18 protein-coding genes and 2 rRNA genes (1 of these 20 only partly in view) are annotated in these 23,522 nt (G+C 32.2%); 10 read left to right on the forward strand and 10 right to left on the reverse strand.

The genetic code is table 11. The features are described from left to right. From PXD04_RS13585 to PXD04_RS13600, 4 genes are all read left to right on the forward strand, one after another. A 23S ribosomal RNA gene (locus tag PXD04_RS13585) occupies window positions 1-794 on the forward strand; it begins 2,233 nt to the left of the window's first position. Window positions 795-1,027: 233 nt separating this feature from the next. After that, window positions 1,028-1,149, forward strand: a 5S ribosomal RNA gene (rrf, locus tag PXD04_RS13590). Window positions 1,150-1,574: 425 nt separating this feature from the next. Next, entirely contained in the window at window positions 1,575-1,703 is a 129-nt protein-coding gene (locus PXD04_RS13595; protein WP_323737400.1) for a hypothetical protein, read from the forward strand. Continuing rightward, window positions 1,672-2,166 (forward strand): STAS domain-containing protein, encoded by a 495-nt coding sequence (locus tag PXD04_RS13600; protein ID WP_323737401.1) that lies wholly within the window; start codon window positions 1,672-1,674, stop codon window positions 2,164-2,166. The genes PXD04_RS13595 and PXD04_RS13600 overlap by 32 nt, the downstream gene beginning before the upstream one ends. A gap of 79 nt (window positions 2,167-2,245) precedes the next feature. Here PXD04_RS13600 and PXD04_RS13605 read toward each other — a convergent pair whose 3' ends face one another. Beyond that, entirely contained in the window at window positions 2,246-4,168 is a 1,923-nt protein-coding gene (locus PXD04_RS13605; RefSeq protein ID WP_323737433.1) for a MutS-related protein, read from the reverse strand. Between the two features lie 130 nt (window positions 4,169-4,298). Between PXD04_RS13605 and PXD04_RS13610 the strand changes: the two genes are divergently transcribed. After that, entirely contained in the window at window positions 4,299-5,105 is an 807-nt protein-coding gene (locus tag PXD04_RS13610; protein WP_323735383.1) for a sulfite exporter TauE/SafE family protein, read from the forward strand. A 4-nt stretch (window positions 5,106-5,109) separates the two neighbouring features. On the opposite strand, the gene PXD04_RS13615 is transcribed toward PXD04_RS13610, so the two are convergent. Further along, a complete protein-coding gene (locus PXD04_RS13615; protein ID WP_323735384.1) occupies window positions 5,110-7,569 on the reverse strand; it encodes a U32 family peptidase in 2,460 nt (819 codons plus the stop codon). Window positions 7,570-7,656: 87 nt separating this feature from the next. Between PXD04_RS13615 and tmk the strand changes: the two genes are divergently transcribed. Then, the gene (tmk, locus tag PXD04_RS13620; protein ID WP_323735385.1) at window positions 7,657-8,256 is read left to right on the forward strand and encodes a dTMP kinase; all 600 of its coding nucleotides are present in this window, start codon (window positions 7,657-7,659) and stop codon (window positions 8,254-8,256) included. Between the two features lie 4 nt (window positions 8,257-8,260). Here the strand turns inward: tmk and PXD04_RS13625 are convergent, their stop codons facing one another. The 5 genes from PXD04_RS13625 to PXD04_RS13645 form a co-directional block, all read right to left on the reverse strand. Then, complete coding sequence (locus tag PXD04_RS13625; protein WP_323735386.1) at window positions 8,261-8,593, reverse strand: hypothetical protein; 333 nt, start codon at window positions 8,591-8,593, stop codon at window positions 8,261-8,263. A gap of 8 nt (window positions 8,594-8,601) precedes the next feature. Then, a complete protein-coding gene (locus PXD04_RS13630; protein WP_323735387.1) occupies window positions 8,602-9,561 on the reverse strand; it encodes a tyrosine--tRNA ligase in 960 nt (319 codons plus the stop codon). Between the two features lie 33 nt (window positions 9,562-9,594). Then, window positions 9,595-10,635 (reverse strand): 60S ribosomal export protein NMD3, encoded by a 1,041-nt coding sequence (locus PXD04_RS13635; RefSeq protein WP_323735388.1) that lies wholly within the window; start codon window positions 10,633-10,635, stop codon window positions 9,595-9,597. 95 nt (window positions 10,636-10,730) lie between these two features. Next, entirely contained in the window at window positions 10,731-11,159 is a 429-nt protein-coding gene (locus PXD04_RS13640; RefSeq protein ID WP_323735389.1) for a translation initiation factor IF-2 subunit beta, read from the reverse strand. Window positions 11,160-11,277: 118 nt separating this feature from the next. Further along, window positions 11,278-13,296, reverse strand: a complete 2,019-nt coding sequence (locus PXD04_RS13645; RefSeq protein ID WP_323735390.1) for a minichromosome maintenance protein MCM — start codon at window positions 13,294-13,296, stop codon at window positions 11,278-11,280. A 146-nt stretch (window positions 13,297-13,442) separates the two neighbouring features. Here PXD04_RS13645 and PXD04_RS13650 point away from each other — a divergent pair, with 146 nt between their 5' ends. Then, entirely contained in the window at window positions 13,443-13,871 is a 429-nt protein-coding gene (locus PXD04_RS13650; RefSeq protein WP_323735391.1) for a hypothetical protein, read from the forward strand. 25 nt (window positions 13,872-13,896) lie between these two features. Here PXD04_RS13650 and PXD04_RS13655 read toward each other — a convergent pair whose 3' ends face one another. Then, window positions 13,897-14,520, reverse strand: a complete 624-nt coding sequence (locus PXD04_RS13655; protein ID WP_323737434.1) for an RlmE family RNA methyltransferase — start codon at window positions 14,518-14,520, stop codon at window positions 13,897-13,899. A 13-nt stretch (window positions 14,521-14,533) separates the two neighbouring features. Continuing rightward, entirely contained in the window at window positions 14,534-15,055 is a 522-nt protein-coding gene (locus PXD04_RS13660) for a YfcE family phosphodiesterase (RefSeq protein WP_323737435.1), read from the reverse strand. 237 nt (window positions 15,056-15,292) lie between these two features. On the opposite strand from PXD04_RS13660, the gene topA reads away from it, so the two are divergent. Beyond that, the gene (gene topA, locus PXD04_RS13665) at window positions 15,293-17,455 is read left to right on the forward strand and encodes a DNA topoisomerase I (RefSeq protein ID WP_323735392.1); all 2,163 of its coding nucleotides are present in this window, start codon (window positions 15,293-15,295) and stop codon (window positions 17,453-17,455) included. Between the two features lie 26 nt (window positions 17,456-17,481). Here the strand turns inward: topA and PXD04_RS13670 are convergent, their stop codons facing one another. Next, the gene (locus tag PXD04_RS13670) at window positions 17,482-19,794 is read right to left on the reverse strand and encodes a DEAD/DEAH box helicase (RefSeq protein WP_323735393.1); all 2,313 of its coding nucleotides are present in this window, start codon (window positions 19,792-19,794) and stop codon (window positions 17,482-17,484) included. A 348-nt stretch (window positions 19,795-20,142) separates the two neighbouring features. Between PXD04_RS13670 and PXD04_RS13675 the strand changes: the two genes are divergently transcribed. Both PXD04_RS13675 and radB read left to right on the forward strand, forming a co-directional pair. Then, window positions 20,143-22,692: an STT3 domain-containing protein gene (locus tag PXD04_RS13675; protein WP_323735394.1), complete on the forward strand. Its 2,550-nt coding sequence runs from the start codon at window positions 20,143-20,145 to the stop codon at window positions 22,690-22,692. Window positions 22,693-22,812: 120 nt separating this feature from the next. After that, window positions 22,813-23,511 (forward strand): DNA repair and recombination protein RadB, encoded by a 699-nt coding sequence (radB, locus tag PXD04_RS13680; protein ID WP_323735395.1) that lies wholly within the window; start codon window positions 22,813-22,815, stop codon window positions 23,509-23,511. Window positions 23,512-23,522 lie beyond the last annotated feature (11 nt).

The following is a 23,522-nucleotide window of genomic DNA, read 5'->3' on the forward strand; positions in this document are numbered from 1 at the left end:
TGCAAGTATGCAGCGTAAGTAGGAGACTTCGATGCCATGTCGTCAGGTGTGGTTGAGTCGTTCATGAGACACTACTTTCTTGTGACTGTGTCTCTAACACAGCTATTGTTTGGGTTGTGGACATTGGTAGATGGGCAGTTCGGCTGGGGCGGTACGCGTTTGAAAAGGTATCAAACGCGCCCAAAGGTTGGTTCAAGTGGGACAGAGATCCACTGTAGAGTGTAAGGGCATAAGCCAGCCTGACTGTATTTCGAATAGTAAGAAATTCAGAGGCGAAAGCCGGGCCTAACGAACCTCAATGTCCTCGTCGATGGGGGCTTGAGATGACAGAAAAACTACCTCGGGGATAACTGGGTGGTCGCAGGCAAGAGCCCATATCGACCCTGCGGCTTGCTACTTCGATGTCGGTTCTTTCCATCCTGGGTGTGCAGCAGCACCCAAGGGTGGGGCTGTTCGCCCATTAAAGGGGAACGTGAGCTGGGTTTAGACCGTCGTGAGACAGGTTGGTTGCTATCTAATAGAAGTGTTTTGTTGCTTGAGCGGAAGGTGGTTCCAGTACGAGAGGAACGAGCCGTCGGTGTCTCTGGTCTACCAGTTGTCTGATAAGGCATTGCTGGGCAGCTACGCACTATGATAATAAAGGCTGAAAGCATCTAAGCCTGAGGTATTCCGTGAAAATAAGCAGCTTTTTTAGGGTATGAGTAGAAGACTTGTTTGATGGGGCTGGGATGTAAGCTTCGAGATTTTTTCGAGTTGTTAAGTCCGCGGTTTCCAACACCCGATTTTTTCACAAATTTCATATTGAATATAATTTCAAGCATTGGCAATTATTTTGTTATGGGATGACTGTATTGTGTTGTTCTGTTGTGCATGGATTGATAGTTTGGCGTGAGATTATTGTGTTATTGGCTTTTTCTTTATTCTAGTTAGGTGTATTCAGTATTTGGATAATACTAGTTTTTACTGGATGTATATACGATGATAACATTTATATACTATGATGAATATACATTATAGTATACACTGGTACGGCGACCAAAGCGATAGGGTCACATCTGATCTCGTCTCGATCTCAGTAATAAAGTCTATCTACGTTCTGTTTTGTACTATAGGTGGTAAGCTTATGGGAATTTCGGAAAGTTGCCGGCCTTTAATATTTACTTTACTTGTTTTATTTTGTGTTTTTATTTGGAATTTATTATGTAGTTTTTCTGATTTTTGTAATGAGTTCATGCTTCTAATTTTTAATTTTCACTATTTTAAAATACTAGTTTTAATATAAATATTTATATTAACATTTTATGTTAATTGCCTGGTACGAGGGTTGCTCGGGGAGGAATGTTGGTAATCTACCTGTGATCTGGAGAGTTAGTAAACAGGCAAAATTTATATTAACTATGTTACTAGTATAATATTCTTTATCTATTAAAAATCTCATTTTATTTCTTTTAATCATCTTTTATAATAATACATTTGCAGAGCATGGAGGATACTGGATTACATTAGACCCTGAAATATCACTATTGTATGTTTTGATAGTGAAAGCATTCTATGGAGACCGAACTAGGGAGATTATGTGGAAGGCTAAATATAGAGTGGAAGACAAATCTGATGTAAGTGCAGTAGAAAATACTATAACTGTCAGTCTCCGAGGGGGACGTTCAGGAAAATATGAGCAATGCAATCAATTATATTACATCTAAAGGATTTAAACTCGAAAGAATACCCTATGCAGATCATGTACCTGAGTTAAGAACTTTAAAGAATACAGATCCTAAGATTGTAGCTCATATTAATGAAGGATTAAAGAAAGTATGCATATGGAAGATTTCAGTAGATGAATCAGTTAAGGCTGATACTTTCAATGACAAAACACAATCTTTTAATGTGAATGCATCTATTGATGATGAATCTCTCAATATAATATTGTCAGGAAATTTGGATACATTAAGTGCACCAGAGCTTCTTGCATATTTTGAGAACATTAAGAAGGAAAATATTATTAACAGTGTAATCATTGATTGTTCAAAACTGGAATATGTGTCATCAGCAGGTATTCGTGTCCTTCTTATCATGCATAATAACTGCAAGGATGGGCTTGTAATGAAGTCATGTAATGAAACTGTTATCCGAGACTTATCAAATACGAATATTAAAATACAGTAAGCACTAAAAAAATTTTTCTAATAAAAAAAAGGTGGGGCATATGTCCAAATTTAAAGAAAGGAGTTGAATAGGATTTATACTAGAACTTTTCTAGAATGTCCTTGTATACACTTTTTAATGGTTCTTCTGATTTTTCATATATTTTTTGCAGAATTAATTCAGGAGTACTGTTTGCCAGATAATTAATTTTTGGTGTCCTATCCACGATTAGGTTGTAATTTTCATCTAATCCTTTTGCTTCTATTCCATCCGTTCTAATTTTCACATTATCTGTTCTTTTCAGTATTTCAGGAGCCATATGTGTTACTATTACTGCATAGGAGTTATCATCCTGTATGTGTTCTATGAATCCTATTATTATTTTTATTGCGGCTTCCAGTTCTGTTATTGATTCTAGTTCATCTATTAATACCAGTTTTTTTTCTTTTCCTATTGTTACTGGTATGAATGATGTTAGGAATGTTTCAAATGCTCCTGCGTTAAGGGAATGTTTTTTTGTGAAGTAGTGTACTTCGTTTATTTCAGGTATTGTTGCCTCTGATGAGCATACGCCTAGTCCCATATGTGTCATTATAGTGTGTTGTCCCAGAGTTTCAAGTAGTGTTGTTTTTCCTCCACTGTTTGCTCCTGTTAAGAGTATGATATTGTTTTCCTGGTCTAGGTTATAGTTTATTTTCTGCATTGGCGTGTTTGTTGTTTTTTCTTCTTGTTTAAGGTTTAAGTGCAGGCTTTCTTTTAATTGGTATGTGTCTTCTATTTCTGGTATGGTCAGGTCATAGTATTTGCTGAAGCTTGCTAGTGTAAATTGGTAATCATATTCTATTAGTTCCTGTGTTTCTTTTTTTATTTCTTCTGCATATTTTTCTAGTATGCTGCATGCATTAAGTTCTTGTTCATATTTTTTCAGGTTTATGTTTGCTTTAATGTTTTCCTGTACTCTTTTTACTTCGTTTTCATCAATTTCTATAGGATATTTTATTATGAATGGATCAAATAGTAGTCCTGTTTTTTCGGATAATTCTTCTCTTGCTTCTTCTAGTACTTCATCGAATATTGTCATTAGTTTTGGTGGCAGGTCTTCATTGTTTAGTATGAGTAGTATTTCATCTCCTTCCAGTTCTACTTGTTGAATTTTTGTCTTTAGTTTTTCGTTTATGTCATCTTTTATTTCGTCTATGATTTCATTTATTGCTATTTCGTTATGTTTTTCTATTTGTATTGAGTCTAGTGCTTCTAGTGCTTCGGTTATGTTACTTCCCAGTCCTATGTATTCTCTTAGGTGGTGTACATTTTCTAGTGTTGTTCTGTTTTGTTTATAGTATTCTAGTATTATGTTTGGTTGTATTTCATAGTCTGGGCTTTGGTTGCTTATTGCCACTATATTGTTTGCTTCTCCAGGGTCTATGTTGTATTGGTTGTATAGGTATATTATGAATTCAAATTCTTCTAGGTTCACATGATCTTCTATTGCAAATACGTTACAGTATCTGTCGAATCCTTTTTTTATCAGGGTCAGGTAATCCTCATAGTCTTCGCATACTATTGCGTATTCGTCATTAAATTTTGGTCTTATATTGTCTGTGAGGGGGATTATTTTTTTGTATAGGTTTCTTATGTATGCATAGTCTAGTTCTCGTGTTTGGTCTAGTGTTTCCTGTATCATTTCCTGTGTTTCTCTGATTTTTGAATAGTCTGTTGTTGGGTTCAGGAGCAGTATTCTTGTTCTTGCATAGTCGGTGTTTGCAAATTCAAGTATTTTTGTTATTATGTCATCATAGATTTTTTGTGATTGTTCTGTTTTCAGGTATTCGGTATTCTTTTTTCCAAGTATTTTTCTTATTATTTCTAGTGCTAATTTTTGACTTAATCCGGGTATGTTCATTAGTTTTTCTAGTTCATAGTTTTCTATGGATTTTTTAAAGTTATCATAGCTTCCATATTGTTTAATTATTTTTTTCACTAGTTTTTCGCCTACTCCTTTTATTTCTTCTATCTCATAAATGGTTCACACCTCCCATATTCCAATTTTTTTTCTTTATTATATTTTTATTTGTTTTTAGTTTGTATTCAATTTTTATAGGATTAATTATAAACTTATTAATAATTAATATATTTGCGGGATTTTTTTGGTTATGGATTTTCTAGTTTATGTTTTGTTATTATTATTTGGTGGTTGTTTGGGCGGTCTGATGGCTGGATTGCTCGGTGTTGGTGGGGGTGTTATTTTAACTCCTATTCAGTATTTTTTATTGTTGTCTTATGGTGTTGAGTCTAATGTGGCTATGACTGTTTCTTTTGCCACTAGTCTTGCCGTTATTTTTGTCACTATGATTAGAAGTACTCGTAAACATCATCTTAATGGTATGGTTGTCACTGATTTTCTTCCTTATATCATGTTTCTGGGCTTCCTGGGTGCTGTTTTGGGTGCTTTTGTTTCCGTTAATGTGGATGTTTCTGTTCTTAAGGTTTTGTTCGGTTTTTTATGTATCTTCACAGTTTTTAACATGATTTTCGTAAAGTATCCGGATAATGATGATCATATCAGTAAAAGTGTTTTTATGCATTCATTGCTTGGTTTGGTTGGTGGTTTGCTCTGTGGATTGCTTGGTGTTGGTGGGGGTATTATTATGATTCCTATTCTTACTCTTGTATTGAAGTATCCTACGCATAAGGCTATTGGAACTTCTTCTGCATCTATTATTGCCACTAGTCTTGGTGGTATGATTGCTTATATTGTTTTAGGTTGGAATGTTGGTGGTTTGCCGGAGTTTTCATTGGGTTATGTTAATTTGTTGCAGTTTTTCTTCTTAACTGTTACTAGTACTGTTGTTGCAGGCTTTGCTGCTAATATTTCAAAAAAAGTTGATGCTAAGAAATTAAAATATATGCATATTTTAATTGTCTTGTATATTGGTTTGAAGATGATTGGATTAGTTTAGTTTTTTATCTTTGTTTATATAATCCTTTTTCTATGTTTGCTTGGAAGAATTTCGTGTTTTCTTCTAAGTTTAGTTTTTTGCTTGTTTTGTTTGTTTTTATTATTTCCTGGAAGTGTTTTATTATTTTTTCAGTGTCTGTTATGTTGAAGAATCTTAAGTCTAGTGTGTAATTGTTGATGCTTGTTTTTCGTAGTTGTTCTATTTTATCGTCTAAATTTAGTATTCTGTAATCGTATATGTGGCTGTTGTTGTTGCAGTCTTTTTTTATTTTGAATTTATTGTTTCGTTTGTCTGTCAGGTAGTATGTGTTTGTCAGTTCTTCGTCTATTAGGTCTTCATAGTTGTCCTTGGTTATCATTAGTTGTACGTGTCCGAATATTATGTATTCTAGGTCACAGTATTTGTTGTTTAGTTTTCTTATATCGTTTAATGATATTTCGTTTGATATTACTAGTTTTTTGAATCCTGGTGTTTTTGATAGTTTTCTGATTGAGTAGTTGTTGTAGATGTTAAGGTTATTTCCGTATTTTGTCGTGTTTATGTTTTCTGCTATGCCTATGTTGTCTGTTTGTATTTTTATGTCTATGTTGTTGTATTTTAGTTTGACTATTGTTTCGCTTATGTGTGGTAGGTCTTTGTCTTGTAGTAGTTGTGGTAGGATCCATACTAGTTCTTTTTCTGGTAGTATTTGGTGTATTTTTATTAGTTCGTCTCCTATTTGTTCTGTGTATTCTTTCATGTTTTTGTGGTTGTAGTTTCCATCATAGTATATTGTGTTTATATGGTTGTATTTTTTGAGGAGTTCTGCTTGTCTGTAGTTGTTTATGTAGATGTTCCAGTTTTCTTCTTTTTGTTGTGTTTTTTGTGTTGTGTAGTGTTGTGTTTTGAATTTTTGTATTTGTTTTTTTGTTTCTTCTTTGTCTTTCTTTTCTGGTATGTATGTGTTCATTATTTCATGGTCTATTTTTTTTATTATTTCTCTTCTTATGTTGTTTAGGGTTGATATTGGCATGAATATGTTTTCTGGTAGGTTGTTGTATTTTATTTTGTTTATTTTGTATGTTGTGTTTCCTGTTTTTCTTAGTTGTGTGTTGATTTTTTCTTGTGTTAGTGGTTTGTTTTTTGCTTTTTGTATTTTTTCTTTGCTCGTGTATTTTACATTTTTTTCTAGCATATCACAACGGGCATTTACTTCCATTTGTGACTCATTATTCATACTTATTTCCAGATCAACACTTGTTTTATGAATGTTTCTTTCATTTATTATTGATTTGGTTTTATCTCTAAGATATTTTGAATATGTGATATAGACCATTGAATCTTTTTCTATATGAATACCCTTTTTAACGGCAATAACAATCTTATTCTTGTTCTGAGAAAAAATCCTACTAACATACATCCCACAACTTTCACCATCTAATTCAAACTTTAAACCATCACCATTAACAATCCTAGTCGGAAAACTCTTATTAGTAAACTTAATAGTCACCTCCCTACCAGTACTCTTAATAACCCGGCCAATAGGATAACCAGTATTACCCGAACGAGACCTGCCAATAACCTCACGAGGACTTTTACCAGAAACATACCCCTCAGTCAAACCCCTATTAAAAGCCAAATTCAACAACAAATAATCTTCACTATCACAACAACCATTAACAGCATTATGATAAGCAAAAGTAGTGCAGGAAACATACTCCCTAGACTTCATCCTACCCTCAATCTTAAGACAATTCGCACCAGCATCCACCAAATCACCCACATTATTATACGTACACAAATCCTTCGTACTTAACAGATAATCATCACTAGCAAGCAAAGTATTATAATAATCCCTAAAGGAATACCTCATCCTACAAGGCTGAGCACAAAGACCCCTATTACCACTCCTACCACCATAAAAAGAAGACATCAAACACTGACCAGAATAACAATAACATAAAGCACCATGAGCAAAAACCTCCAAGTTAATATCATGACCAAACCTCTTCAATCTATCAGAAATACTTCTAATATTATCTAGAGAAACCTCCCTGGACAAATTAACACTATCAAAACCATTCTCACACAACCATTTAACAAACGAATAATCATAAACAGTCATCTGAGTAGAAGCATGAACACTCATACTCGGAATCAAATCCATGATAACACTAGCCAAACCAATATCCTCAACAATAACTCCATCAACACCAATCAAATACAAATAATAAACATAATCCACAACATCAGGAATCTCATCCTCTAAAATAGAAACATTAACAGTCACAAAAACCTTAACATTATACTTATGACAAAAATTCGTAGCATCCCTCAATTCATCATAACTAAAATTATCAGCATAATCCCTAGCACCATAATTCTTACCGGACAAATAAACAAAATCAGCACCACTAAAAACAGCAGCATCCAAAACATCCATAGAACCAACCGGTGAAAGAATCTTACAAGTATCATAAGTCAAAAAAATACACGCCCCAAAAAAACTTTATTATATAAACTTATGAATAACATAATTATTAATTAATTACTTTTCAATGGATGATAAAAAATGTACATAGTATTAGAAGGAATAGACGGAGCAGGAAAATCAACACAAACAAACCTACTAGAACAATGGTTAACACAAGAAGGATACAAAATCAAAAAAATAGTAGAACCAACAACCTCACCGATAGGAAAACTAATCAGAAACGAATTACAAAACCCCGAATCAACAAACGACATAAACCAACAAAGACTAACATTACTATTCGCAGCAGACAGACTAACACTAAAAAAAGAGATACTAGAATCAAAAGAGGACAAAAACAAAATACTAATAAGTGACAGATCATTCTATTCAAGCATATGCTACCAAAACAATTCATCAATAAACAAGCAATGGATATACCAGGTAAACCTACATACACCACGACCAGACCTGACAATACTACTCGACTTAAAAGAAGAAGAAGCAATAAAACGATGTGACAAAGAAGAAGTATTTGAAAACATAGACTTCCTGGAAAAAACCAGACAAAACTATCTTGACCTATTAAACACTGAAGAAAACATAAAAATAGTAGACGCCAGCCTACCATTAGAAAAAGTACAGGAAAACATACAAAAAATAGTAAAAGAAAAAATTATGAGTACAAAAAAAATATAAGAAATTAAATATCTAATCTTTCACTCATAATATCCACAAGGTAATTAACAGCATTATTAATTTCCTCATAAGTACCATGCAACTGTGGACCATCATCAGACTGTTGCAATTTAACATCAAACTTTTCAACAGTTTCCTTAAGCTCACTAACAGTAGGTCCAGGAGGCAAAGTAACATCAACAACATGCTTAATGGCACGTCTCAAATCCTCAAGTTCACCCTCAAATAAGATAATTCCCCTATCACTCTGAAGCATATTCAAATGGTACTCATCAATCATAGCATCCACTTGTCTAGGCTGTAAACCTGATAACACACGCATAGTATGCTTAGCCATATAATCACCTAATTATTCTCCATATACTCCCGTGCAGGAGCAAATCTATCAATTAAATATTTGCTAACAGTATTCTTTAAGTCCATAGGATGTAATTCTTCTTTAGAGAAAACATCTATCAATTCCTCTTCTGTTAATTCAAGGTTTCCACCAAATTTCTCAGGCCTTTCAATCAACATTTTTTCATGTTCATCAAAGATATAATAATGAGCCATCTCAATTACAGGATTATCCTCCACCACACCAGTAGGACAGAAACTCTTATTAACCTTATCCTTAATATCCTTAGGACTATCATCAATAGCAATAAAATTACCTTTACTGCTACTCATTTTATCAGAACCATCAGTACCATGAATTAAAGGAATATGGATACAAACAGGCGTATTAAGATCCATTTTTGGAAGAATTTCCCTTGCAAGCATATGAATTTTTCTCTGCTCCATTCCACCAACAGCAACATCCGCATTTAAATCATGAATATCCAGTGCCTGCATAATCGGATATAATGCTTCGGCAACATTATGAGTTTCATCCCTAGAAACCTGCGCCATACTCCTCTGAGCTCTCTTAATACTTATAAGAGTAGCTGCATGAAATACTCTTTCCATAAAGTCCATGTTCATACGTTCAGAACCAAGAACAAATTCAGTATCATCTTCACTTAATCCTAATGCCTTGAAACATTTAATATTATACTCTGCAACCTTATTCAATTCATCTAACGTTCCCTTACCATTAAGATAAGCATGCAAGTTTGCTATAAATATTTTAATTTTAAAACCAGCATTCTGTAAGTCTTTCATTTTCTTAATAGTTAATGCATGACCTAAATGAACTTTTCCTGATGGTTCAAAACCAACATATGCAACTTTCTCATCCTTTTTCAATAATTCTTTTAATTCATCAATTTCAATTATTTCAGCAGTATCCCTGGAAATATTTTCTATTGCCTTATCTATATCCATTATTATTATTCCTCCATTTTTCTATTTTTAATATTATAATATGATGTATATCTTATTTTCTATCTTAATAACGTTAATCTCTTGACCAATAACCAGATTATCAAAACTGGATTTTTTTTCTAAATCAACAGGCATATAATTATCAGGATCTAAAACTTGAACTTCTGTGGGAGTTATATTAGTAACCGTTGTAGGCATTATATCCTCCGTACTTCCCAATTTCTTAATTTTATCATATTCCTTCCAACTAATAGGCTCTGATTCATAAGTCTCAAGATTTAAACCAACAAACTTGTGACTGCCAATCTTCTCAATCTTAAGAATCTTATCATTATACTTGATAAAATCGTTTTTATGAAATGATGGTAATCTCACAGAAATCCATGACCTATACAAATCCCTGCTTTTAGACTTGTCATGGCCCACAATCTTTCTGCTCTCTGTAATAATGCCACCAAATTGTTTCTGCATATTCTCCGCAATTTTATGTGCAGCATTATGAGAACCAACCTGGTAATCCACGCCTTCCTTCAGAACAATACGTTCAGTAACATAAGCTAACTTATTGGTTTTACATAGGCGTTGAATTTCATTTGATATAAACTCATCTGCCTGCACTATCTCATCATCTTCCAGCTTTCTATCATCAGCCCTTAATTGTATGACTGCCTCATAGTAACCAGAATAAAATTTGCTGCAATCTGGACAAACACCTTTTTCTACTTTAACTTCAATAGGATAATCCTTCTCTAAAAAGTCATCAAGTACACGTGCACATGCATGAATCATGCAGTCATAAACAGTACCCCTGTTTGTAAGTATTTCAGTGTTTACTTCTACATTATCTAGTTTTTCATTAATTGTAATATCTTTTTGAATAGCATCATTAATTATTTCATCATCATAATAACCGGTCTGTATCCATTTGTCATGTTTTAATGTTGCACCACAATGAGAACATGCTGTAAAAGTAGCATATTCTGGCACATCTATTAATTCAAATTCTTTAAGATAACAACTTCTACATAAACCATCATATAATTTTTCTTCACTATTGCATAATAAACAAAACATTCTATCATCCTAATATTATTTGGTTCTGTAATAATTAATGTTCTAAAAAAAGTTATTCTTGGGAGCTTAAAAAAGAAAAATATAATAGTTTGATACTATAATGATTTGAGAGGTGATCTTGCCCCACAAGCACTACATTTTAGCATATCAATACGATCTTCACGTATGATAACAGTATCTGGTCTATTACATTCATGACAAATAACAAAGTTATCAACATATTCTTTTATACGATCATTAATTACGTAATGTGTAAACTTACCCTGAAGTATTGCACGATTTCCTTCAACATTTCCAGAAGTACCTAATTCTCTTAATAAGTATTTGAGTACGTGTTGAGGGTCCCTGTTCAATGTACTTGACACATCACCAAAGTTTTTAATAATTGTACGATTTCCTTGAATAACTGAATATCCTTTAGGTAATTTAAACCTTTTTGATTCAAAGAGTTTATCAGGTAACTGTTCATATGCTTTATCAAGTAAAGCTTCATATTCTTCAAATTCTGCATCAGCTTTTACCAATATTATACCTCCGTTTCATCTTTTTTTTATCAATTTGATTAAAATAATATCTAAATAATATATTTTGAAATTTTTTCATTATAATATACTATTTATTTATCTTATTATTTACTATTTTCTAAGCAACTTTATAATGATCAGTTGTAGGTGAATATATAACACCCTTACTATTTAACATATTAATCATTTCATCAGCTTTATTCTCAGAAATATTATACTTATCAGCTAAATTACCATAAATAACGTTCTTAGGAGCACTACCACCATATTCCTCGGAAATTTCCTTAATTTCATCAATTAAAATATTAATTTTATCTCTTTCAGATTTGGAAGTTCTTCCCTCAACCTTATCAATATCAACTTTACCAGTATCTGGGTCATAACCCACCTGTTTCATACAATCTTCCTGTAATTTAATAGCTCTTTCAGCATCTTCCTTGCTAACTTCATTACTAAGCCTTATTTTTGCACTTGCCTCTGATAAACGAACAAGAGCTTCAAGTTGACGGGCAGTAATAGGAACAGGAGATTCTTCATCAATAGCACCACTACGCATTGTAACATAAAAATCCTGTAAAACCTTAGCAGCTTCTTGTGATAAGACTGGCTGAACATTCTTACGAGCATAAGCAATATATTTACGCATCAATTCAGGCTCAATTTCATAATTAATATTCCGGTCCTGATGAATCTTTAAAATATGCCCTGCAAGACTATGATCCCTTTCAGCATTAGGTTTATCTTCAATAATAAATATCAAATCAAAACGTGAAAGAATTGGTGAAGGCAAATCAATCTGTTCTGCAATAGATTTATACCGGTCAAACCTACCAAACTTAGGGTTAGCAGCAGCAAGCACACTACAACGACTATTAAGAGTAGCCATAATACCTGCCTTAGCAATAGAAATTGTCTGCTGTTCTAAAGCTTCGTGAATAGCAGAACGGTCTTCCTCACGCATCTTATCCAATTCGTCTACACACACATTACCCTTATCACCAAGTACCAGAGCACCAGCCTCTAAACTCCATCCGCCCAAATCATCACGAACAGCTGCAGCAGTAAGCCCTACACCACTAGTACCTTTACCACTGGTATAAATACCACGGGGAGCTAACTTAGAAACATATTTAAGAATCTGTGATTTTCCAATCCCCGGATCTCCAACAATCAAAATATGCATATCACCCCTCATATGAGTTTTATCCTCCAAAATCTTAGCACTACCACCAAAGAGTTGGAAAGCAATAGCTTCCTTAACCTCATAATATCCCTGAATAGATGGAGCGGTAGAATCAATAATCTTCTGATAAATATCCGGTGAATTAGCAAGTTTCAATATTTCGGCTTCATCCTCTTCACTAATCTCAAGTTCCTCAAATTCCTGTTCTAAGGGTTCAAAGTAATTACCATAAATGTAATTATTAAACCGTTTAGTTCTTTCATCACGAACCGTTTTAAGTATTCCAGTTACCCTAATTTTATCACCAGGAGTTAATGTATCAACAAGATCATCTTCTAAAACAATGTTAATTTGTCTTGGCTGATCTCCCCCAGATAAGTTTTCTAAAGGTTCCTGTAATTTAACAGTTTGCGTATCCATATAACGTGATTCATCCTGTATCAATTTAAATGATCTTCCACCACATTCATTACAAACTGCAGGCTCATGTATGATATTAGATTTTTGTTCAACTTCATGTATTCTCATACAACTTCTACATTCAAAAACAGCAGTCATTATACGTGGATGAATTTCATCAGTTTTTCTTACAATACCATCCACAGCAATAAATTTGCCTATGTACTCACTACGCAAATTTCTTAATGGCACATGATTACGAATATTAGAAAATCTAACATTCAATTGCGCATTTTTTCTCTGTGGGTCAATATTTGAAATAGATTTAGTTGCAGCTTCTAGTGTTTCATCAGGTTTTTCTAAAAGTAAATCAGCTAAATCCGGATCAAATACTTCCAAACTATTATAATCTATAATCACTGATTTTTCTTCTGGATAAACATCTAAAACTGCAAAAATTTCATCTTTACAAAGTTCACTGAAGAATTCTTCCAATTTTACTGTTGTTGATGCAGAAGACCTATTATTATTTTCATCTGCTGTTATCGTAGTCATATGATATAACTATAATTTTTATAATTTTTAAATTTAGTTGTTTTCCAAAAAATGCTAATTTTTATAAATATGAAAAATTAAAGATTTACTTATAATAAATTATTGTATTTCTTATAATAAACAATAATATCTATCAGAGGGTTTAAATGAAAAAATCAAGGTTAAAATTATTTAAAACTACTTCATTAACTATATCCTTACTAGGAATAATACTTATTCTTTTAACAGTAGGAGTAATAGGATATGTTGCTGTTGCAGGCTTAACAGATAGTGTTTCATCAACAGTTAACAGTGGTTCAGCATATGATCAACTAGACCAAGTTAAAGCACAATATAATGATATCAACAAAAAATACACAGATTTAGACAAAAAATTAGGTACAAGTCCTGATCCAAGTGTTAAAACAACATTCAACACAGGAAAAGTAATATTAAATGAGGTAGGAGAATCATTATCATCAATTCAAAACGATATAAGTAATGGTAAATCCGAATCCGACATACAAACAAAATTAAATCAAACAAAAAGTAAAATAGGAGAAGCTAATGATATTTATAATCAAATAGCTAAATAAACACTATTTTTCAACTATTTCTTTTTCATCTTTTAGAAGCCTTAAAACCCCTTGCAATAACATACATCTCAGAACTTCTCTTTCTAGAAGAATTTGGCTTAGTAGTTTTAACAGTTCTGAACTTCTTTTTCAACTCTTTCATCAAATCCTGATAAGCTTCCCCCTGAAAAGCTTTCATAATAAGATTACCATCACGTTTAAGAATATTACCCGAAATATTAAGAACAGCTAAAGCTAAATCATAAGACTTAAAATTATCAATATCCTTTATACCAGTTAATTTAGGAGAAGCATCAGACAATATAACATCAGCCTTACCATCAATCAATTCAACGATAGTATTCTGAATTTCCTCAGTCGTAAAATCACCTTTAACACCAGTATAAGCTTCATGATCAATAGGCTTAATATATTCCAAGTCAACACTAATAATCTGACCCGTACCTTCTTCACCAATAACTTCAGCAACAACCTGACTCCAACCTCCAGGAGCAGCTCCTAAATCAACAACATTATAATCAGGTTTTAACAAGCCATACTTCTTATCCAACTGTTTTAATTTATAAGATGCTCTTGAACGATAATTCTGTTTCTTTGCAAGTTTATAATAATGCTCCTTATCATGTTTTGCTTTCCATCTGCTCATAATACTCCCCCCCACATTAATGACTAAATTGTGAAAAATCCAACGCTTTACATGTTGGTCTTCCAATTTTAACAACCTCTGCATTAACTTCACTACCATTTACCTCAAGTAACATTACACTAGGCTCACTAAGCCTTGGCTGAGTAGCACTGCCCGGATTTAATAACAGCACATCAGCCTCCTGTTTTATCAAAGGCCTATGAGTATGACCACTAACAAGAATATCAACACCTAACTCTTTAGCAAGATAATATAATTGCTGACAATCCCCTTTAGGATAAACAACACCATGTGTTAAACCAATCTTAACATCATCAACCTCAATTACCTCATGAGTATTAAAACCTATATACGGGTCACAGTTACCATGAACAGCCCTAACAGGGGCAATCTTTTCTAACTCTTCAATAACACTCATAACTTCAATGTCACCACAATGAAAAATCATGTCAACATTCTTAAAAACTTCAAAAACCTTCTCAGGTAATGACTGAGTTCTAACAGGTATATGAGTATCAGAAATAATACCAATTAACATCATCAATTCTCCCATAAAATATTATATTCAAAAATTTTTCAAACCTAATAAATTTTATATATTTTCAAATCTATAATTTTTTTCATTAAATCTAATTTAGATTAATATTAAATACTTAATATGAAAATATCTTTTTAATAGAAAATTCATTTTAATTAAATAATGAAGAAATAATCATAAAAATATGATCACATTACTAACTTATTTTATCAAAAAAAATCAGGGGGAGAGTGAATTATGAGTGAATTAATAATATGTGAAAAGCCTAAAGTAGCAGAAAAAGTAGCACAAGCACTATCTGATTCACCAGTCAAAAACTCATATAAAAGAGTACCATACTATGAAATAGAGAAAGAAAACGGAGAAAAAACAACAGTACTCTCAGCAGTAGGTCATCTATTTTCATTACAAGCAAAAAACAAGAAAAACAAAAGATTATACGATGTAGAATGGGTACCACTATACGAAACAGACAAATCAAAAAAATATGTAAAAAATTATATAGACACAATAAAAAAGTTCTCAAAAGATGCAGATAGATTCATACACGCATGCGATTACGATACAGAAGGAACACTAATAGGATACAATGCATTAAAATACATATGTGGATCAAACTCAATAGAAAAATGCTTCAGAATGAAATTCTCAGCATTAACAAAAAAAGACTTAATAAAATCATACTCCGAAGCATACCCCTTAACTGAAGACCAAAGTTGGGTAGATAGTGGAGAAGCAAGACACATCCTAGACTACCTATTCGGGGTAAATATCTCAAAATCCATGACAGATTCAGTATTAAACGTAACAAACAGGTACGTGCAATTATCAGCAGGAAGAGTACAAACACCAACACTAGCAATATTAGCAGAACGAGAAAAAGAAATTAAAAAATTCGTACCAGAACCATACTGGCTAATAAAAGCAAAAATAGAAAAAGGAATCATAGCCGACCATAAAAAAGGAAAAATCTTTGACAAAAAAGAAGTCGATAAAATACTTGAAAACTGCAAAGGAAAAGATGCTTTAATAACCAAAATCACAAACAGAAAAACAAAAAAAGACTTACCATATCCATTTGAACTAGGAACACTACAATCAGAGGCATACGCACAATTTGGATTCACTCCACGAAAAACACAACAAATAGCTCAAAACTTATACGTAGAAGGATACACATCATACCCTAGAACATCATCACAAAAATTACCAGAATCACTTGGTTTATCCGACATCCTAAAAGATTTATCTAAAAATCCAAAATATAAAACATTAATCAACAAACTAAAAGCACCACTAAAACCAAATGAAGGAAAAAAAACAGACGAAGCACACCCTGCAATACACCCAACAGGAACATTACCAAAAGACATATCAGAAGATTACCAGAAAATATACGACCTAATCACCTACAGATTCATCAGTTTATTCGGAGAACCAGCAGAATTAGAATCAATAAAAGTCGACCTGGAAATAGGAGAAGAACCATTCGCATTCTCAAGACAAAGAATTTCAAAAGAAGGATGGCTGGCATTAGACCCATACCAATATAAAAAAGTAAAAAATGAAGAATTTCCTGATGTAAAAGAAGGAGAAACAACAAAAGCAAAAGTAAAAAGTGAAGAAAAAGAAACCAAACCTCCTGCAAGATATAATCAAGCATCAATAATAAGAGAACTGGAAAAAAGAGGATTAGGCACAAAATCAACACGAGCAAACATCGTATCAATATTATACACAAGAAAATATGTGGAAGGAAACAAAATAACAGTCAATGAACTTGGAGAACACATGATAGACACTCTAACAAAATACTCTGAAAGAATCACCAGTGAACAAATGACAAGAGAATTTGAAGATGACCTCTCCAAAATTAAAGATAAAGAAATAACAGAAACAACAGTTATTGATGACGCAAAAAATGAACTGGATGGTATTCTTAATTCAATAGATGATAATCAGGAAAATATTGGAAAAGAATTATTTGAAGCATATGAACAAAGTAGAATAGTAGGTAAATGTGACTGTGGAGGAAACCTTATAATCATATCCTCTCCAAAAGGTGGAAAATTTGTGGGATGTACTAAATATCCTGATTGTAAAAAAACATACTCATTACCATCTGGAGCCAATGTATTAAAAACCACTTGCGAAAAATGTGGATTACCATTAATATCCTATGGAAAACCAAGACAGAGAGCATGTCTTGACTTCGAATGTGCTAATGGTGGACAAAAATCCAGTAACGAAATAGTTGGAAAATGTCCGGATTGTGGAGAAGACCTAATAAAACGTATGGGAAGATTTGGTGAATTCATAGGATGCACAGGTTTTCCTAAATGCAGATTTACTTCATCAATAGCAGATTACGAAAAATCACAAAAAGAAGAAAGCAAATAATTACTGTTTATTCTTCTTTAATTATACTATTTTTTAGACATTATTTTATTCAATTCCTTTAAAATGAGTAATGTGCCCTGTTTACTCAAATGCTTATCTTCACTCTGGTTTTGAGAACTATAAATACAAGCAGGACAACCATCTTCACAATCACAATCCCTAACTAATTCATAACTCATCTTAATAATTTCATCAAATAATTTAAATGCCTTATTAGTTAATCCAACACCACCTTCAAATCCATCATAAATGAAAATAGTTGCATTCATAGTATCCTCATGCAAATTTTTAGACACTCCACCTAAATCATAACTGTCACACATCACATGGAATGGAGCTACAGATATTAAAACATTCTCCACACCTTGTAAGCAGCCCCGGAAAACATCTTTAAATTTAGCATCACTAACTAATTTTTCTTCTAATAACTCTTTGATATAAAAGGGTATAGTGAACCATAAACCTTTTGTTTTAAAATTCAATGGTGGAAGATTTAATTTTTTAGATGCACTAATCTTACTAAACTTGATTAAATTATAACGATCATACTTTTCGGTAACAGTTAGTTTACCATAACATAATGTGAGATCACCAATTTTTTCTTCTTTTTCTTTCTTTAAATCTTTCACATCCACCTCTTTAAGTGCCTGAGTATAATAGTTTAAGTCCTGTTTTTTAACATAAACTCGTTTTTCCTGAATATCCATTTCTCTAACAATGTATGTTTCACCATTATGTATTAAAACAGCATTTTCATGAGCTTCTCTGAATGCTTGTTTTTCACTCATCTCCTCGAGGAAGTTATGTCCATTGAATACCTTGTATGGTTCACTCATCACATCACTAAGGTTTACCTCAAAATTCGGACTTTTATCCTGTTTAAGTAAATTAATGTCATTGTAATGCCATTTACCATCACGATATTTGATAATTTCATCATTTTCTAGTTCATCAATTTCATCTATAACAATTCCTTCATCATCAAATCCAAAACTTTCAATCTCTTCTAATTTTAATGGTAATTCATATGCTGCACATTTAAGATGTCCTCTGAGTATTTGTTGATTATTCAAGTCAATTATTGCATGTTCATGTGATTTTTTGAAGAAAATATCTGGATGTTTCATAAAGTACTGGTCTAGAGGATTTTGAAATGCAAGCATTGTAATTATGGATTGTTGGTTTTTTCTCCCTGCCCTACCTGCTTGTTGCCATGTTGAAATAAGAGTTCCAGGGTATCCGGATATTATCACACTATCTAATGAACCAATATTAATACCTAATTCTAATGCATTTGTAGTCACTATTCCTTTAAGACTTCCTTCTTTAAGATCATCTTCTATCTTCTTTCTTTCATCCACAGTATATCCTGCTCTGTATGCTGTAATTTTATTGGATAATTCCGGATGTTTTACAGATAGTTCCTTTTTGGATCTTAAAGCTATTACTTCGGCCATTTTTCTTGAAATTTCGAAGCATATTGTTTGAAAATCATTTTCTACAAATGTATTGAATAATTTTAATGTATCATTGTGGATTGATGGACTTTTTGATTCAATGGCATATGGATTGAAGAATATGAAATGTTTCTTTCCAGAAGGTGAACCATTATCATCTATAATTTTTGATTTTAATCCCGTTAGTTTTTCACCAAATTCTTTAGGATTTGCTAATGTAGCAGTAGAAATGATAAACTGGGGTTCACTACCATAATACTTACATATCCTTTTTAACCGTCTTATTAAAAAGGCCATGTTAGAACCAAACACGCCCCGGTATTGGTGTGCTTCATCTATAATAATATATTTTATGTTTTCAAAGAAGCGTTCCCACTGGTTATGCCATGGTAGAATGTAATGTAATTCATAAGGGTTTGTAATAACTAGTCTGGATCTACGTTTAATCTCCGGTCTTTTAGACTTGGGCGTATCACCATCATATTTCTCAGGATAAATTCCTAAATCACATTCCTTGTCAATACTAAGTAAACTTTTTAATTGATCGTTAGCTAAAGCTTTGGTAGGATAAATATATAATGCAGTATCATCTTTATTAATAGTTAAATCTTCGATAACAGGTAAAGTAAAAGATAATGTTTTTCCGCTAGCAGTTGGTGTTGTGATAATAACATTATTTCCTGCTCTAACTTCCTTTAATGTTTTATATTGATGTGTATATAATCTTATTTCATGTTTTTTAAGGTAGTCCTCTAAAGGTTTGGGTAGTTCTACTTTTTCTTGGGTATATCTAGCTCTTCTTGCAGGTATCTCTTCTATATGTTCAATACGATCTCTGAACCATTTCTTGTTCTGAAAATAATTTAATATCTCTTCTGCCATTTTTATACTACCTTAAATTTTATGATTTATTTTGTATTATTATTTTAGTATTTTCTCTGTTAAGTAGATTTTATCTACAAGTTTAATCTTAATTATATAATGAAATTCATCATTTTTTTTATCATTTTTAATAGAATTTTTTTAATAATAATTTTAAATATATCTTTAAACTTAAATCTAAATAAGGATATTTAATAAAAAAAATTTTATAATCAAATAATATTTTATTTATATTTCATTATATATTCTCGATTGAAAGTTTATAATTTGATAAATACAATCATATATACTATTAGAGGATATTATCCTATTCATATCTAATAATTGGAGGTCAAAGGAGATTCACACATGGACAATAAAAATTTAATCACTAAACTAGCACCAATAATCATAGCATTATTATTAGTGTGTACTGTTTTTGTTATACGTGCAGAAACAATAGAACTGGGCGCTATAAAAGATCCAGAACTTAAAGAATTATATAAAGATGAAAATGGAATGCCATATTTCACAGAGTTAGATTCATATTATAATTATCGTTTAACCGAGAATTATTTAAAAACAGGACATTTGGGTGACACTCAAGTAAATGGAACGGATTGGGATTCGCTTTCTACGTCACCACATGGTAGGCAAGCAAATTATCAACCAGTAATAATCATGTTAGCTGCATGGGTTTATAATTTTGTAAACATCTTCACAAAAATATCATTAACTCAAGTAGCATTCTGGTTAGGACCACTGGTAGGTTCATTAGCAGTATTACCAGCATTTTACATGGTAAGACGAGCAACTGGCAGTATCTGGGGAGCAATCATAGCAGGTGTAATAGCTGGTGCAGCACCAGCATACTTCTCACACACATATGGTGGTTTCTTCGATACAGATATGTTCAACGTACTGCTGCCATTAATGATAACACTATTCTTAACAGAAAGTATATATGCTAAAAAACCATTAATCAAATCAGTATTTGCTGTTTTATCAGCATTATCATTAGCATTGTTCTCATTAACATGGAGTGGGTACGCATATATGATATTATTAACCTTTGGTTCATTAATATTATATTTCCCAGCATCATATATCATGGACAAACTTGATGGAAAAGATTTATCCAATAAAAAAGAATGGATAATGAATAATCCTGCTTTCATAACTTTAATAGTATTCGCAATAGTTGCTATAATAACATTAGCTATAACAGTAGGTTCAACAATATTTGATACAATATTAGGTGTTGTTGGAATGTCTACAAGTTTACAAAGTGCAACAGCAGGTTCAGCATATCCAAACGTATATGTATCTGTAGGTGAGATGCAAATACCTCAAGTAATTGATGTAATAAACAATACTGGTGGATTATTCCCAATAATCTATGCAATAATTGGTTTTGTACTAATGTTCATGGCATTAAGGAAAAAACCAAAAACAGAAAAGCCTGATGAAAAACAAGAAACACCAGAAGATAACAAAAAACTCAGAACAAGACGTTACATACCAAAAACAAAAAAAGCAGAAGAAATTGCACACAGTCATGAACACAGATTCATCCCAGGTAAATTTGAATGGACACAAACAGAAAAATACAACAATCTATTCCTATTTGTCATGCTAATATTATGGACATTAGGTATAGCAGTAATGTTAACACAAGGTACAAGGTTTATCGAACAGTTCGAAGTACCAATAGCATTAATGTCTGGATTATCAGTTGGATTGCTCTTAAAATACATAGATCTAAAAATTGAACAAAAAACATATGTTAAAGCAATAGCAATAGTGCTTGTACTATTAGCAGTTATCAGCCCATTATATGCTGATCATTTAACTTCATCACAATCAGCAGGAAGTACAAATGATGATATGTACAATACACTAACATGGATTAAATCAAACACACCTGAAAATTCAGTATTAGCATCCTGGTGGGACTTCGGGCACTTGTTTACAGCAGTAGCTCATAGACAAGTGGTATTCGATGGAGGTTCACAGAACAACATGAGAGCCTACTGGATAGGTCGTTCATTATCAACATCTAATGAAGATTTATCAGCAGGTATCCTAAGAATGTTAGCAAACAGTGGTGAAGACGCATCTAACACACTAGATGTATACACTGGTAACACAAGTAAAACAGTAAAAATATTAAATGAAATATTACCAATGGACAGAAACCAGGCAAGCACTACATTAACAGGTACATATGGATTAAATCAGCAACAAGCAAACTCAGTACTTGACCAAACACACCCAGCTAACACAAAACCAGTATATCTAATATTAAGTTCAGATATGCTTTCAAAAGCAGCTTGGTGGGCATACTTCGGTAACTGGAACTTTGAAAACCAAACATCCACACACTACTCATATTATGCTGCTCAAAGCACAGTGGAGAAAGTTGATGGAAAAGACTTTACATTAGGTACAGAAAACGGTGTTGTTGGAGTTTCAGGAACAAGTAACGAAACAAACGGTTCAACAATGAACTTCGCATATCTTGATCAAACAAAACTAAATAAAACAATAGATATGTTCACAACAGAAGATAAGAAACGTTTAGCAAATGAACTTAGTGAAGGAACAGGTAATGAATTACTAAAACCACACAAATTAATAATGGTCGAAAATAATCAATTAACAGAAAAAATTGTTAACAACAATAGTGACATGTCAATCATGGTATTCCATCAGTCTGATGGTTCCTATTTCACAGTGTTATTTGATTCATTCCTAGAAAATTCAGTATTTACTAAGTTATACTTAGAAAGTGGATATAATTCAACTAGATTTAACTTCTCACACTCAGAACCAGGAATTAGTGTATGGGGAGTTTATGAATATCCAAATTCTACAGCAACTAATGCTAATAATGTAGCAACTAACACATCATCTTAACCTCCAAACTTTTTTTATTATTTTTTAATTATTTTTTAATCAGAGTATCTTAACTATTTTATATTATAAAAAATAAATAAACTACTAGAATAATGTCAAAAACATAATGGAGATACTTAATTGAAAACACTTTCAGATTTAAAGCAATCAACATTAATCTCTACAAATTCCTCATTAGATGAATTATTAGGTGGAGGTATTGAAAAAGGAGCGATAACTCAATTTTATGGTCCTCCAGGTTGTGGTAAGACAAACATTGCTTTAAAAATATTATACGAATCTACAAAGAAGGGTTCTAAAGCTATTTTTATGGATACTGAAGGTGGATTATCATTAGAAAGAATTCGTCAAATAGCAGCGTCAGACTTTGATTTAATAGCGCCCAATATCTACTTATTAGAACCTAAAACCTTTAATGAGCAACAACTAGACATTCAAAATATTGAAGATTTACTTAAAGAAGATAAAAATATTGATATTCTAATAATAGATTCTATAGTTGCATTATACCGGGTTGAAGATGGAGATCCATCAGAAATTAATAAAAGATTGGGAAGAATAATGGCTAAATTATTAACTCTTAGCAGAGAATTTGACATAGCTATAGTAATAACTAATCAAATATACTCACCATTTGATTCTGATGATCTTATAGTAGAACCTATAGGTGGAACAGTACTAAAATATTGGAGTAAAATAATTATAGAAATCGAAAGAAACATGGGTTCTCTAACAAGAACTGCTACATTACAAAGACATAAAAACAAATCTCCAGGTCAAACAATAACATTTGAGATTACAGACAGGGGCATTTCATAAACAATATAAGG

This window comes from Methanosphaera sp. ISO3-F5, assembly GCF_034480035.2.
In the GTDB taxonomy this organism is placed as follows: Archaea; Methanobacteriota; Methanobacteria; order Methanobacteriales; family Methanobacteriaceae; genus Methanosphaera.